The organism is Bosea vestrisii, from assembly GCF_030144325.1.
GTDB lineage: Bacteria > Pseudomonadota > Alphaproteobacteria > Rhizobiales > Beijerinckiaceae > Allobosea > Allobosea vestrisii_A.
Genome location: NZ_CP126307.1, coordinates 995,935 through 1,010,509 on the forward strand (window position 1 = coordinate 995,935; position 14,575 = coordinate 1,010,509).

The 14,575-nt window shown below is 67.4% G+C and carries 11 protein-coding genes and 1 pseudogene; 8 read left to right on the forward strand and 4 right to left on the reverse strand.

The genetic code is table 11. The annotated features are described in order from the left end of the window. Window positions 1–68: 68 nt before the first annotated feature. The gene (locus tag QO058_RS04845) at window positions 69–542 is read left to right on the forward strand and encodes an ester cyclase (protein ID WP_284170707.1); all 474 of its coding nucleotides are present in this window, start codon (window positions 69–71) and stop codon (window positions 540–542) included. A gap of 11 nt (window positions 543–553) precedes the next feature. On the opposite strand, the gene QO058_RS04850 is transcribed toward QO058_RS04845, so the two are convergent. Continuing rightward, the gene (locus tag QO058_RS04850) at window positions 554–973 is read right to left on the reverse strand and encodes a DUF1330 domain-containing protein (protein ID WP_284170709.1); all 420 of its coding nucleotides are present in this window, start codon (window positions 971–973) and stop codon (window positions 554–556) included. 10 nt (window positions 974–983) lie between these two features. After that, the gene (locus QO058_RS04855; protein ID WP_284170711.1) at window positions 984–1,805 is read right to left on the reverse strand and encodes a crotonase/enoyl-CoA hydratase family protein; all 822 of its coding nucleotides are present in this window, start codon (window positions 1,803–1,805) and stop codon (window positions 984–986) included. A gap of 85 nt (window positions 1,806–1,890) precedes the next feature. Here QO058_RS04855 and QO058_RS04860 point away from each other — a divergent pair, with 85 nt between their 5' ends. Beyond that, window positions 1,891–2,469, forward strand: a complete 579-nt coding sequence (locus QO058_RS04860; protein WP_284170712.1) for a TetR/AcrR family transcriptional regulator — start codon at window positions 1,891–1,893, stop codon at window positions 2,467–2,469. 39 nt (window positions 2,470–2,508) lie between these two features. Then, complete coding sequence (locus QO058_RS04865; RefSeq protein WP_284170714.1) at window positions 2,509–3,048, forward strand: hypothetical protein; 540 nt, start codon at window positions 2,509–2,511, stop codon at window positions 3,046–3,048. Here the strand turns inward: QO058_RS04865 and QO058_RS04870 are convergent. After that, window positions 2,983–3,501 (reverse strand): hypothetical protein, encoded by a 519-nt coding sequence (locus QO058_RS04870; RefSeq protein ID WP_284170716.1) that lies wholly within the window; start codon window positions 3,499–3,501, stop codon window positions 2,983–2,985. The two genes, QO058_RS04865 and QO058_RS04870, sit on opposite strands and share 66 nt — an antisense overlap. A gap of 205 nt (window positions 3,502–3,706) precedes the next feature. Between QO058_RS04870 and recA the strand changes: the two genes are divergently transcribed. From recA to QO058_RS04890, 4 genes are all read left to right on the forward strand, one after another. Then, the gene (gene recA, locus QO058_RS04875; protein WP_284170718.1) at window positions 3,707–4,753 is read left to right on the forward strand and encodes a recombinase RecA; all 1,047 of its coding nucleotides are present in this window, start codon (window positions 3,707–3,709) and stop codon (window positions 4,751–4,753) included. Between the two features lie 186 nt (window positions 4,754–4,939). After that, window positions 4,940–7,591: an alanine--tRNA ligase gene (alaS, locus tag QO058_RS04880; RefSeq protein ID WP_284172818.1), complete on the forward strand. Its 2,652-nt coding sequence runs from the start codon at window positions 4,940–4,942 to the stop codon at window positions 7,589–7,591. Window positions 7,592–7,724: 133 nt separating this feature from the next. After that, on the forward strand, window positions 7,725–8,882 hold the full coding sequence (locus QO058_RS04885) for a cyclic nucleotide-gated ion channel (protein ID WP_284170719.1): 1,158 nt from the start codon (window positions 7,725–7,727) through the stop codon (window positions 8,880–8,882). Beyond that, window positions 8,882–9,508, forward strand: a complete 627-nt coding sequence (locus tag QO058_RS04890) for a hypothetical protein (RefSeq protein ID WP_284170721.1) — start codon at window positions 8,882–8,884, stop codon at window positions 9,506–9,508. Before QO058_RS04885 ends, QO058_RS04890 begins: the two co-directional genes overlap by 1 nt. Before the next feature lie 322 nt (window positions 9,509–9,830). Here QO058_RS04890 and QO058_RS31010 read toward each other — a convergent pair. Next, window positions 9,831–10,097, reverse strand: a pseudogene (locus QO058_RS31010) (GFA family protein); the annotation flags it as partial. A gap of 195 nt (window positions 10,098–10,292) precedes the next feature. On the opposite strand from QO058_RS31010, the gene QO058_RS04900 reads away from it, so the two are divergent. Next, a complete protein-coding gene (locus QO058_RS04900) occupies window positions 10,293–14,447 on the forward strand; it encodes an autotransporter domain-containing protein (protein WP_284170723.1) in 4,155 nt (1,384 codons plus the stop codon). Window positions 14,448–14,575: the final 128 nt, after the last annotated feature.

Here is a 14,575-nt window from a genome sequence, read left to right on the forward strand (position 1 = left end):
TTTGCGATATTTGACGTCTCGTCCGCCGCGTTTTCAGCGGAGCTTGCGACATCGAAGGAGAGCCGAGCATGACGCAGATGCCGGAAGGACGAGACGCACCGCAGGACGAACCCGCGTTCGCCTTCGATGGCGTAGCGCTCTCGCCGCAGAAGGAGATCGTCAGGGTCTTCTACAAGGAGATGTGGGACCATGCCGACAAGTCGCTGATCCCGCGGATCTTCCATGAGGACTTCACCTTCCGCGGCTCGCTCGGCCCGGTCCTGCGCGGTCATCGCGAATTCGCGGGTTATGTCGACTGGGTCACCGACTCGCTCGGCGAGTACACCTCCGACATTCTCGCGCTGGTCGAGGAAGGCAACCGCGTCTTCGGCCGGCTGCGCTTCCACGGCTTCCATCGTCGCGAGATGTTCGGGGTGCCGCCGAGCGGCCGCCATGTCTGGTGGCATGGCGCACCGGCCTTCACCTTCGAGGACGGCCGCGTCCGCGACCTCTTCGTGCTCGGCGACATCCATGGCCTGATCGGGCGCCTGAAGCAGGGCTGAGCGACCCTGCCCTATCCGGCGAAGGTTACGCCCGCCTCCCGCGATTCCAGCCGGATCAATCGGCAATCCTTCACCGCCGCCTGCCGGTGCACCATCGCCTCGCGATAGATCGGGTCGCGGAACAGGGCGGCGAAGGCCTCGACGCTGGGATATTCGGCGATGAAGCAGATGTCCCAGCGCTCTCCCCTCGGACCGATCAGCATCTGCTCGAAGCTGCCGCGCCAGAGAATGCGCCCGCCGAGCCGGGCCAGCACCGGCGCGCTGATCCGGCCATAGGCCGCGAAGGCCTCCCGGCCTCCGCCATGCGGGCCGTCCGGATACTGCGCCTCGGCATTGAGCCGGATCAGGTTCAGCATCTGCACCGGGCCCGGTCGGTTGTCGGCACGGAAGGCGGCGAAGGTCTCGCGGCTGAAGCTCGTATGATCGCTCATCCCCACCCCCTCAGCTGGCTTTGGCGACCAGCGACCAATCGCCGGAATAGATCGGCTGGCGCCGCGCCATCCAGGCGTCGAGCCCCTCGCGCAGATCGGCCGTCGGCACGACGCGGGCGAACTGCTCGCTCTCGATCAGCAGCCCCTCGGCGATGCTGGCGTTGATGCCGCGCGTCACCGCGGTGAGGATGCTCGCCGCAGCCAACGATGAGTGCCGCAGGATACGCGCCGCCAGCGCATGCGCCGCCGGCAGCAACTCCTCATGCGGCACGACCGCATTGATCAGCCCCAGCTCGAGCGCCCGCTGCGGCGTGAACGGATCGCCGGTCAGGAGCAATTCCAGCGCGCGCTTGCGGCGGGCCAGCCGTGGCAGGCGCTGCGTCCCGCCGAAGGTCGGCGGCATGCCGAGATTGATCTCCGGCTTGGCGAACATCGCCCGCTCGCTGGCGATGGCGAGCGGCACCGCCTCAGTGACCTCGCAGCCACCGCCATAGGCAAGCCCGTTCACTGCCGCGATCACCGGCTTGCCGAAGGCTTCCAGCCGCGCCGTCAGGGCCTGGCCGCGGCGAACGAAATCGCGCACCGCCTGCTCCGGCCCGGCCGCAACGCTCTGCGAGAATTCGTGGATGTCGCCACCGGCCGAGAAGGCGCGCTCGCCGGCGCCAGTCAGGATCACCGCGCGGATGGACGGATCGACCTCGATCGCATCGAGCAGTTCGAGCATGCGGTCGATCAGCCCGTAGCTCAGTGCATTGAGCTTCTCGGGGCGGTTCAGCGTCAGCGTCGCGATCGCCTCGCGCTGTTGAATCAGGACGGGATCATTCTCGGGCATCGCCTTGGCCTTCTTCCGGTTTCGACCGGTCGAAGCTGCGCTCCGAGCTTGACGATGTATACTACCTGTACGGTATACATGAAGCATGGCCGAACCCGACAAGCCGACGCGCACCCGCATCATCGAGGCCGCCAGCAAGCTCTTCTATGGCGAGGGCATCCGCGCCGTCAGCGTCGACGCCGTCGCCGAGAAGGCAGGCGTCACCAAGCGCACGCTCTATTATCATTTCGAAAGCAAGGACGAGCTCGTCGCCGCCTATCTCGAGGCGCGCGACCAGCCCAATCTCAAGCTGATGGCCGGCTGGTTCGACAAGGCCGAAGGCGGGCTGCCGCAGAAGATCGAGGCGATCTTCCAGAACCTCGCGCGCTCGGCCCGGCATCCCCGCTGGAAAGGCTGCGGTTTCCTGCGCACCGCCGCCGAGCTCGCCAACCTGCCCGGCCATCCCGCCATCAAGATCGGCGCGCGCCACAAGGCCGGCTTCGAGCGGTGGCTCGCCGCCGCATGTGCCGACCACGGCGCCGCCGCGCCAGACGAGCTCGCCCGCCAGGTCGTGCTGCTGATGGACGGCGCCTTCTCGGTCATGCTCGTCCACCGCGACCCCGCCTATGTCGAGGCCGCCGGGCGCGCCGCCGCTGCTCTCGCCGCAGGCTCGTTTCGAGGCTAGCGCGTTGATCAGCACCGGGCTGCGATTTATCGTGCGCCCATGACGCGACGGCCCGTCCTCGCCTACACGTTGCTGCTGATCGTGCAGACCCTCTGCGCGCTGGTGATCCTCTTCCATATCCACACCGCCTTCCGCATCCTGGTTGAGCGGATCGGCCAGCAGCAGACGCTGCCGAGTGAGATTCTGGCGCAGGTCTGTGTGGCGGCGCTGCTCGGCCAATGCTGTTACTGGACGCGGCTTTATCTGCTGCCGGTGCCGCAAGGCTTCCGCAGCCTGCCTCTTGGACATGTCCTGGCGTTCGCCGCCCGTCTCGGGGCGATCGTCGGCGGCGCACTCGCCTCGATCTACTTCCTGCGCCATCTGCCGGAGCTGACGAAACTCTCTGACAGCTTCACCCTGGCCTGGCGCTCCAGCCTGCTCCTCGCGATCGTGTTCGCCGTCTACTGCTACACGCTGGAACTGGAGCGGCTCGCCGCCGCCTGGCAGGCCGAGCCGGAGGTTGAAGTCGGTCCCTCAGGCACGTCGGCGAGCGAACCAGAGCTTCAAGCCACGCAAGCGCTCCCGCGCCGCCTGCCCTAATGCAACTGCCCGCCGCCAGGCTGCGCTCGCCTTGATCCGGCCGATCACCACCTGCCGGATCGCGTCGATCCAGCCCATGATCCGGGCGAACCAGGGAATGGTGAGGAGTTGCGCCCGCCCGGCATGGTAGACGCGCTCGACCAGGAGGAAACCGGCGAGATGGCCGATCACCGTCGTGACGATGCCGGCCGTGAACGCTCCGCGCGCCAGGAACAGCAGGCCGAGCAGCTTCAGCGGCTCGACGATGGCGAAGGGAATCGCGAGAGCGATGAGCGCGCCATAGGGCGGCAGCCGTCCGATCGCCGCCTCGAGCCGCGCCACCAGCCGCAGCGAGGCGAACCGGGCGATCAGCGGCCGGTAGAGCGGCCACAGCAACTCGTCGAGCAGGATGACGAGCCCGACGACGATGTCGAGCGGGATGAGAAGCAGGCGGATCAGGGATTTGCGCATCAAGCCTCACGCTCCTCGGGCCGATCGTATTCGCTTCCCTGATCCACAACCAGCGCGCACTCAAACGAGAACAAAAAAGAACTTGCGAGAGAGAACAAACCATGACCATAGTCGTCTCCATGGCGCGGATTGAGATGTGGTCGCGCCCCTGCCATAAGGAGCGCACGTCGTGAATCAGGCGAATCTCAGGCTCGTGGAAGGCTCTTCGATGGATAAGGCCAAGGCGCTCGACGCAGCGCTCTCGCAGATCGAACGGGCTTTCGGCAAGGGCTCGATCATGCGCCTGGGCAAGAACCAGCAGGCGATCGAGATCGAGACGGTCTCGACCGGTTCGCTCGGCCTCGATATCGCGCTCGGCGTCGGCGGCCTGCCCCGGGGCCGCGTCATCGAGATCTATGGGCCTGAATCCTCCGGCAAGACCACGCTTGCACTCCACACCATCGCGGAAGCACAGAAGAAGGGCGGCGTCTGCGCCTTCGTCGATGCCGAGCATGCGCTCGACCCGGTCTATGCCCGCAAGCTCGGCGTCAATCTCGATGATCTTCTGATCTCCCAGCCAGACACCGGCGAGCAGGCGCTCGAGATCACCGACACGCTGGTCCGCTCTGGCGCTATCGACGTGCTCGTCATCGACTCGGTCGCTGCGCTGACGCCGCGCGCCGAGATCGAGGGTGAGATGGGCGACGTCCAGCCCGGCCTGCAGGCCCGCCTGATGAGCCAGGCGCTGCGCAAGCTCACCGCCTCGATCTCGCGCTCGAACTGCATGGTCATCTTCATCAACCAAATCCGCATGAAGATCGGCGTGATGTACGGCTCACCCGAGACCACCACCGGCGGCAATGCGTTGAAGTTCTACGCCTCGGTGCGCCTCGACATCCGCCGCGTCTCGACACTGAAGGAGCGCGACGAGGCGACCGGCAACCAGGTCCGCGTCAAGGTCGTCAAGAACAAGGTCGCGCCGCCCTTCAAACAGGTCGAGTTCGACATCATGTTCGGCGAGGGCATCTCGAAATCCGGCGAATTGATCGATCTCGGCGTCAAGGCCGGCATGGTCGAGAAATCGGGCTCCTGGTTCTCCTTCGACAGCCAGCGCCTTGGCCAGGGCCGCGAGAACGCCAAGGCCTTCCTCAAGGCCAACCCCGACGTCGCAGCAAAGATCGAAGCGACGATCCGGCAGAATTCCGGTCTCGTCGCCGAGCGCATCCTCGACAATGCCGACCCGAGCGCAGAGGACCTGGACGAGGGTGAGGCCTAAGCCTTCAAATCAAGGCACTGAGTTGTTAAGTCGACGGGCGGCCTTTGGGCCGCCCGTTTCCGTTTTGTGGTCAGCAGCTTGCCGGTACTGCGTCCTTGCGGGCGCTTTCTGGACAGGCGTAAGCGCGCTGACTAGAACCACTGCGCCGGGCCGGCCGGCCCCAGCATGAGCAGAGCCAAGATTGCGATGAGCGGCGTCAACGAGATCAGGTCGACCTTCCTCGACTACTTCAAGAAGAACGGCCACGAGGTGGTGCCGTCGAGCCCGCTCGTGCCGCGCAACGATCCGACGCTGATGTTCGCCAATTCCGGCATGGTGCAGTTCAAGAACGTCTTCACCGGCCAGGAGAAGCGGCCCTATTCGCGCGCCACCACGGCGCAGAAATGCGTGCGCGCCGGTGGCAAGCACAACGATCTCGACAATGTCGGCTACACCGCGCGCCATCACACCTTCTTCGAGATGCTGGGGAACTTCTCCTTCGGCGACTATTTCAAGGAACAGGCGATCACCCATGCCTGGACCCTGGTCACCCGCGAGTTCGGCCTGCCCAAGGAGAAACTGACGGTCACCGTCTACTCCGAGGACGACGAGGCGCATGCGCTCTGGAAGAAGATCGCCGGCCTGCCGGATTCGCGCATCATCCGGATCGCGACCTCCGACAATTTCTGGCGCATGGGCGACATCGGCCCGTGCGGCCCCTGCTCCGAGATCTTCTACGATCATGGCGACCATATCCCCGGTGGGCCTCCGGGCTCGCCCGACGAGGATGGCGACCGCTTCATCGAGATCTGGAATCTCGTGTTCATGCAGTACGAAGAGGCTGCGGGTGGCATCAGGACCAACCTGCCCCGGCCCTCGATCGACACCGGCATGGGCCTCGAGCGCGTCGCCGCCGTGCTCCAGGGCACGCATGACAATTACGGCATCGACCTGTTCGCGACGCTGATCCGTACCATCGCCGACCTCACCTCAGTGTCCTCTGAGGGGCCGATGAGTGCGAGCCACCGCGTCATCGCCGACCATCTGCGCTGCTCCGCCTTCCTGATCGCCGACGGCGTGCTGCCCTCGAATGAAGGCCGCGGCTATGTGCTGCGCCGGATCATGCGCCGCGGCATGCGTCATGCGCAGTTGCTCGGCGCCAAGGACCCGTTGATGCACAAGCTGGTGCCGGCGCTGGTGCGCGAAATGGGCCAGGCCTATCCTGAGCTGATCCGGGCCGAGGCACTGATCAGCGAGACGCTGAAGCTTGAGGAGAGCCGCTTCCGCACCACGCTGGCGCGCGGGCTGTCCATTCTCGACCAGGAAACGCAGGCGCTGGGTTCCGGCGACAAGCTCAAGGGCGACGTCGCCTTCACCCTCTATGACACCTATGGCTTCCCGCTCGACCTGACGCAGGATGCGCTGCGCGCCCGCGGCGTCGGCGTCGACATCGAGGGCTTCGATGCGGCGATGGCGCAGCAGAAGGCCAAGGCGCGCGCCGCCTGGGCCGGCACCGGCGAGGCCGCGACCGAAAAGCTCTGGTTCCCGCTGCGCGAGCGCGTCGGCGCGACCGAATTCCTCGGCTACGATACCGAGAGCGCCGAGGGCGTGGTCACCGCTTTGGTCAAGGACAATGCCGAAGTCGAGACGCTGAAGGAAGGCGAGAGCGGTATCGTCATCCTCAACCAGACACCGTTCTATGGGGAGTCCGGCGGCCAGGTCGGCGACAGCGGCACCCTTGTGGGCAATGGCTTCAAGGCCGAGGTGACCGACGTCCAGAAGAAGCTCGGCGATGTCTTCGCCCATCAGGTCAAGGTCGTCTCCGGCGAGATCGGGATCGGCAAGCCGGCCGAGCTGACGGTCGACCATGGCCGGCGCGGCGGCATCCGCGCCAACCATTCGGCCACCCATCTGCTGCATGAGGCGCTGCGGCGCGTGCTCGGCGACCATGTCGCGCAGAAGGGTTCACTGGTGCAGCCCGAGCGCCTGCGCTTCGATTTCAGCCACCCCAAGCCGATCAGCCGCGAGGAGTTGGCTAAGGTCGAGGAGATCGCAAACCGCCTGGTGCTGCAGAACGAGCCGGTCGTCACCAAGCTGATGTCTGTCGATGACGCGATCGCTTCGGGCGCACGGGCACTGTTCGGCGAAAAATACGGCGACGAGGTCCGTGTCGTCTCGATGGGCACGGATCGCGATGCCGATACGCAGAAGACCTTCTCGGTCGAACTCTGCGGCGGCACCCATGCCAGCCGGACCGGTGACATCGGGCTCGTCTCGGTCCTGTCCGAGGCCGGCGTCGCCGCCGGCGTGCGCCGCCTCGAGGCGCTCACCGGCGAGGCGGCACGCCGTCATCTGCGCGAGGAGAGCGTTGCGCTCGACGAGATGGCCGGTGTGCTGAAGGCGCCGATTGCCGAATTGCCGGCGCGCGTCGCAACGCTGGTCGAAGAGCGCCGCAAGCTCGAGCGTGAGCTGAGCGAGGCCCGCAAGAAGCTCGCCATGGGTGGCGGCGGCGAGGCGAGCGACCCGATCCGCGAGGTCGCCGGCGCCAAGCTCCTGGCGCGCGCCGTCACCGGCGTCGAGATGAAGGACCTGAAGAGCCTGGTCGATGAGGCCAAGACCCGCGTCGGCTCCGGCGTCGTCGCCATCGTCGGCGTCGCCGAGGACGGCAAGGCCGGCGTCGTCGTCGGCGTCACGCCCGACCTGACCGAGCGCTTCGATGCGGTCGCGCTGGTGCGCGCCGCCTCCGAGCGCCTCGGCGGCAAGGGTGGCGGCGGCCGCCGCGACATGGCCCAGGCCGGCGGGCCGGACGGCGCCCAGGCGCAGGCGGCGCTCGATGCCATCGCCGACGCGATGGGCTGAGAGCGAGGGACATTGCAGATGGCCCTTGCTCTTCAACATGCGGATGTCTCAAGCCGAAGGCTGCATGTGAGACATCCGCATTGGACCAACGGCCTGACGCGTCAGCGTCACTGGCCGTTGGCGTGAGAATGTCATGACGCCCGCCCCGCAGCCTGGCACGAGCTGGCGGCGGCGGGCGCATCTGATCATCGACCGCGGCGCCGGCGACGATCTTTCGGCCAGGCTCGTCCATGGCACCCTGGTCGCGCTGATCATCATCAACATCGCGGCGCTCGTACTGGAATCGGTCCCGAGCCTCGCTAACGCCCACGGGCGGCTGTTCTACTGGATCGAGCTCGTCTCAGCCGCGCTGTTCACGCTCGAATATGCGGTCCGGCTCTGGGTCGCGCCGGAGCATGCGCGCTATCGCGACCTGAGCGACGGAGCGGCGCGGCGCATCTATGCGCTCTCGCCGCCGGCACTGCTCGACTTCCTCGCGACCGTGCCGCTCTACAGCGCCCTGCTCGGCTATGGCGATCTCAAGATCCTGCTGCTCTTTCGCCTGCTGCGTTTCTTCAAGCTCGGCCGCTATTCCCCCGGCATGGCCTCGCTTGACGCCGCGCTCACGGCCGAACGCAAGGCGCTCGTCGCCTGCATCGTCATTCTGATCGGCGTCATGCTGCTCTCCGCCACGGCGATGCATTTCGTCGAGCACGACGTCCAGCCGGAGAAGTTCGGCACCATCCCCGACGCGATGTGGTGGGCGATCGTGACGCTGACCACGGTCGGCTACGGCGACGCCTTCCCGATCAGCCCGCTCGGCAAGCTCGTCGCTTCGCTGACCGCGGTGATGGGCCTCGTCATGCTGGCGCTGCCGGTCGGCATCATCGCCACCGCTTTCGCCCAGGAAATCCACCGCCGCGAATTCGTCGTCACCTGGAGCATGCTGGCGCGCGTGCCACTGTTCAGCGGGCTCAACGCTGCCGAAATCGCCGAGATCATGCATGCGCTGCGCGCCCAGACCGTGCGCGGCGGTGGCATCGTGCTGCGCCCGCACGAGCCGGCCCACTCGCTTTATTTCGTCGCCAGCGGCGAGGTCGAGATCATCGCGGCCGATGGCAGCCGTCAGCTCGACGAAGGCTGCTATTTCGGCGAGCTCAGTCTCACCGAGCTCGCGGTCGCCGAAGGCGGGATCGCAGTGCGCGCCACCGTCGCGACCAAGCTCCTTGTCCTTGATCCTGCCGATTTTCGCCTGCTCATGCTGCGCCACCCGGAACTGGCCGCCCATCTCCACCGACTCGCAGCAGCATGATGCCGACCCGCCGTATGACCCTTGGCCTGCTCCTCTGCGCAGGCAGCCCCGCGCTAGCCCAGCAGGCGCGCCCGCAGCGCCCGCCGCAGGGGCCGAGCCTGTCGGCGCCGCGCACGTTGATGGCCGGCGCCATGGCGGCCGCCTTCGTCAGCCGCGCCCCGGCCAATGCCCGTCTCGCCATCGCCAGGCCCACCGACCCCGCGGAATCAGCCATCGTCGCCGCGCCGCTGGGCCAGGTCTCGGTCCTGTCGCTGCCCGCCCCGGGCGAGGTCGGCACCTTCGAACTGCGCCTGCTCGGCGAAAGCGATGGCAAGCCCGTCATCCTGCTGCACCAGCCGCTGGTGACGACGACGCCGAGCGCGACACTCGCCGCTCCCGCTCGTCTCTCCCGTGGCAATCCCCTGCCGGTGCGCGGCATCGGCCCCAATGGCGACCGCGATCGCGTCGTTCTCACCAAGCCCGACGCGCCGCCCGAAGCCCAGGGGCCGAATTTCTTCCCGGCCGAGAATGTCGAGAACACGCTGGAAGCACCGGACGAACCCGGCACGTACGAGTTACGCTATGTGATGGACGCACCGCTGACGGGCCCGCGCGTGCTGGCCCGGCGGGAAGTGATAGTGGAATGACCACCCCATATGTCGTCATTCCGGGGCGAGCAGTGCGCCCTTTCGCCGAAGCTCGGTGTTCATGGATTCCGGACTCTTCGCTGCGCGAAGCCCCGGAAAGACGGAACGGTTTCGAGCAAGACCAGCACGCGCTAGTCATGGTCCGGATACTGGCGCGAGCGATAGGCCGACAACTCCTCGGCCGGGATATCGTCCTCGGTCCGCGTACCCCGGAGCCGGCAGAGCGCGTCGAACCAGGCGCCCTGCCCTCGACGCCATAAGCATGGGTCGGAGCAAAGGCGGTAGTGTCGTCGAGGCTGCCGACTGCGAGCGAGAGCGTGCCCATGCCGGGATAACTGAAGCTCAGCGGCGTGCCGCACTCACGACAGAAGCCGCGCTCGGCGACCTCCGATGAGCGGAAGACGGACGGCGTTCCGCGCGTCCAAACGACATCGGCGATGCGCGAAGAGGCGAAGGCGCCGAAATAATTGCCCACCGCCTTCTGGCACATCCGGCAGAAGCAGACCGAGATCTTGTGGGGCGGCTTCAGCAGGCGGTAACGCACCGCGCCGCATTGGCAGCCGCCGGTGAGAGTCATCGTCTCGCTCATCTCAGCTCCAGACCAATAGTTGCCATCGAGTCCACCAGGCAGACCTAGGCAAATCTGCCACAGTTTATCGATTTGGCGAGTTGTGAATGGCCGTTCATTGCCTCCCGCCTGCGCCCGCCTAAGCCTGCGTCCACGATTGGGCTGGGCACTCTCATGATATCCGTCATCACTCCTGCGAACAGCGGACCATCTCGTATGCGACTCGCCTCGCGCCTGCTCGCAGGCACGGCACTCGTGCTCTTCCTGTCCGCTGGCCAGGCGCTCGCAAATGGCGGCCGCGGCGGCGACCGAAGCAGCGTGGAACCTGGCTCCGGTGGCGCGGGCGGCGTCGACAACCCGACGGGTGCCGGTGGTGCGGGCGTCAGGGGTCAAATAATGCCAGGAGGCAACGCGGGCGGTGGCGGCGGTGGCGCCGGCGCTGCCACCGGCGGAGCTGGCGGGCTAGCCGGTAACGGCAACCCCAGCGAGGGCCGAGGCGGCGATGGCGGCGTGCATGGAATCGTCGGTGTTGGCTTGCCGGCCGGAACCAGCACCGGCAGCGATGGCGGCAACGGCACCTCCGGCTACATCTTCTCCGGCGGTGGCGGCGGCGCCGGCGGCTATGGCGCTGTGGTCACGGGCGCGGGTACCACGGGGACGATTTCCAACACCGACACCGTCACCGGCGGCAATGGCGGCCATGGCGGTGGCACCTTTCATGGTTTCGGCGGCTATGGCGGCTCCGGCGGCACCGGTCTGCTCTTCACCGATGGCAGCGCGGCGCAAACCCTGACCATCGACGGCACGATCCAGGGCGGCAAGGGCGGAAACGGCGGCTCGCATGTCGCGGACGCGGGCGGAGCCGGTGCCGGCGGCGTCGGCGGCGCTGGCCTGGTCTTCACCAATGGCGGCGCGACCACGACGCTGACCGTTAATGGTACGATCCGTGGTGGCGATGGCGGGCGCGGCGGCTCGAATTTGCCGACTTCCTATTGTTGTACCCCTGCCCCCGGCGCGGAATCCATGGGCGTCGGCGCTGCCGGCGGCGCGGCCATCGTCGGCGCCGACCTGATCATCACCAATAACGGCACGATCGAGGGCGGCCTCTCGGGCGACGGCACGGCACGCGCCGCGGCGCTCCATTTCACCGGCGGCAACAATCGACTGACTATCGGCAACGCCTCGGCGACGATCAATGGCGGCATCGTCATCGACACCGGCACGCTGACCTTCGACCAGACGATCGCTGCGACGATCAGCAGCGTGGTCAGTGGCGCCGGCAACGTGGTCAAGGAGGGCGCGGGCACGCTGACCTTGGCCGGCGAAAACACCTATACCGGCGGGACGACGATCTCGGGCGGGGCGATCAGCATCAGCGCCGAGGGCAATCTCGGCGCGACCTCCGGCACGCTGACGCTGGACGGCGGCATGCTGCAGGTGACCGGCACGACGCTGACCGGGCTGACGCGCAACATCGTCCTCGGCAGCAATGGCGGCGGCTTCGATATTGCCGACGCCGGCAATACCTTCACGGTGACGCAATCCTTCTCCGGCTTGGGCGGATTCACCAAGGCCGGCGCGGGCATCCTCGTCCTGACCGGCGCCAACACCTATACCGGCGTGACGACGGTCTCTAACGGCGTCCTGCGGGCCGGACAGGCAGGCGCCTTCTCGGCAGGCTCCACGGTCACGATCATGTCGGGCGCAACGCTCGACCTCGCCGGCTTCGACCAGACGATCGGCTCGCTCGCCGGGGCCGGCGCAGTCACGCTCGGCGCCGGCACGCTGACCGCGGGCGGCAACAATGCCTCGACCACGTTTTTGGGCACGATCTCGGGCACGGGCGGCCTGACCAAGACCGGCACGGGCATACTTACCCTGTCGGGCACGAGCACCTATTCGGGCGCAACGACGGTATCGGCCGGGACGCTCTACATCAACGGCTCCGGCGCGATGTCGGCGGCGTCTGACTATACGATCGCGATCGGCGGACTCCTCAATATCAACGATACGCTCGGCACGGTCACCGCCGGCTCGATCGCTGGCGCCGGCCAGATCCGGATCGAGGCCGACTCGACGCTCGAGACCGGCGCGACCAACGCCTCGACCACCTTCACCGGCATGATCTACGATGCTGGCAGCATCAGGAAGGTCGGCACGGGCACGCTGACGCTGACGCAGGAAAACACTTATTCCGGCGGCACGACGATCGCGGGCGGCGCGATCAGTATCTCCAAGGATAGCAATCTCGGCAGCACCTCGGGGGCGCTGACGCTGGATGGCGGCGTGCTGCAGGTGACCGGGACGACGCTGAACGGGCTGACCCGCAACATCATCCTCGGCAGCAATGGCGGCGGCTTCGATATCGTCGAGGCCGGCAACAGCTTCATCGTGAACCAGTCCCTCACGGGCGCGGGCTCGCTGTCGAAAACCGGCGCCGGCACATTGGTGCTGAAGGGCGCCAGCAGCTATTCCGGTACGACCACGGTGTCCGAGGGAACGCTGCGTGCCGGCGCCGCCAATGCGTTCTCGAGCAATTCGACCTTCACGGTCGCGAGCGGCACGACACTCGACCTCGCCAACCTCAATCAGAGCATCGGCTCGCTCGCCGGCGCCGGCACGGTCACGCTGGGCAGCGGCACGCTGACGGCGGGCGCGAACAACAGTTCGACCAGCTTCTCCGGCACGATCAGCGGCACAGGCGGCCTGACCAAGGCGGGCACCGGCACGCTGACCCTGTCTGGCACGAACACCTACTCCGGTTCGACCAGGGTCTCCGGCGGCAAGCTGGTGGTCAACGGCTCGCTCGCCAGCAGCGTGGCGCTCAATGGCGGTTCGCTCGGCGGTTCCGGCACGATCGGCGGGATGAGCGTCGCGAGCGGCGGCACGGTTGCGCCCGGCAATTCGATCGGGACGCTCACCATCAACGGCAATGTCGCCTTCGCGAGCGGCTCGACCTATCAGGTCGAGATCAACGCCGCTGGCCAGAGCGACAAGATCGTGGCGTCCGGGATCGCAACGCTTTCGGGCGGCACGGTCCAGGTCCTGGCCGAGACTGGCAACTACGCGGCGAGTACGAACTACACCATTCTGACCGCTTCCGGCGGCGTCACTGGCCGGTTCAGTAACGTGACCTCGAACCTCGTCTTCCTGACGCCGTCGCTGGCTTATGGCAGCAACAACGTCGTCCTGAGCATGAGTCGGACGGCCACGACCTTCCCTGAGGTTGCGGGGACCCGCAATCAGGCCTCGATCGGGTATGCGGCTGAGCGTCTCGGCGTCGGCAATCCGATTTACGACACGCTGCTCTCGGGCACCGCGGCCGAGGCTCGCGCGGGCTTCGACCTGCTCTCCGGCGAGGCGCATGCGCAGGCCGTTTCCGTGATGATCGACGAGAGCCGGCTGGTGCGTGAGACCATCCTCAACCGCCTGCGCGGGCCGCTGCTGACCCAGCCCGGCGGCCAGGTTGCAGCGGCCTTCAGTGCCGACCTGCCTGGCCGCAAGGGCGCGGTCGCCATGCCCGCCCCGGCCCCGCAGCCGCGCTACGCCCTCTGGGGCGAGGCTTTCGGCGGCGCCGGCAACACCAATGCCGACGGCAACGCCGCGGGCCTCAGCCGCCGCAGCGGCGGTGCGCTGCTCGGGGCTGACCTGCTGCTCTACGACAATCCCGGCTCGTCGCTGCGGGTCGGTGTCGCCGGCGGCTACAGCCAGTCGCGCTTCGATCTCGACGCGCGACGCTCCTCCGGCAAGCTCGATAGCGGCCATGCGGCGCTCTACGCCGGCGCCCGCTTCGGCAACCTAAGGCTCGATGCCGGCCTGGCCTATTCCTGGTCCGAGAGCGACATCCGCCGTCAGGTCGCGATCCGCGGCTTTGGCGACAGCTTGCGCCTGCAGCGTCCGGGCGCGGTGGCGCAAGGCTTCACCGAGCTCGGCTACGGCTTTGCCTTCAGCGGTTTTGCGCTCGAACCGTTCGCGCAACTGGCGCTGGTCCGCGTCAGCACCGATGCTGGCACCGAGCAGGGCGCCGCCGCGGCGCTGCGGGTGCTGTCTTCCGAGCAGACGCTCGGCTTCAGCACGCTCGGCCTGCGCGCCGAGGCCCAGCTCGGCGCAGCCCCGCTGTTCGCCCGCGCCATGCTCGGCTGGCGCCACGGCTTCGGCGAGCTCACCCCGCAGGCCAAGACCGCCTTCGCGCTCGGCACCACGCCGGCGCAAGTCTTCGCCGCTCCGATCGACCGCGAGGCGCTCGTCGCCGAGGCCGGCCTCGACTGGCGCATCTCATCCGCCACCGCGCTCGGCCTGACCTACTCCGCCGCCATCGGCGAACGCGCCAGGGACCACGCCCTCAAGGGCAGGGTCGAGATGAAGTTCTGAAAGCGGACCGGCCAAGCTCAGCTCCTCCTCCGGAGGAGAGCCTGTCGATCCAGGCGTTCGGCACCCGCTACGCAACAAAAAAGCCCGGCCAGAGCGGCCGGGCTTCTCTTTGCGGACGAGACTGTCGC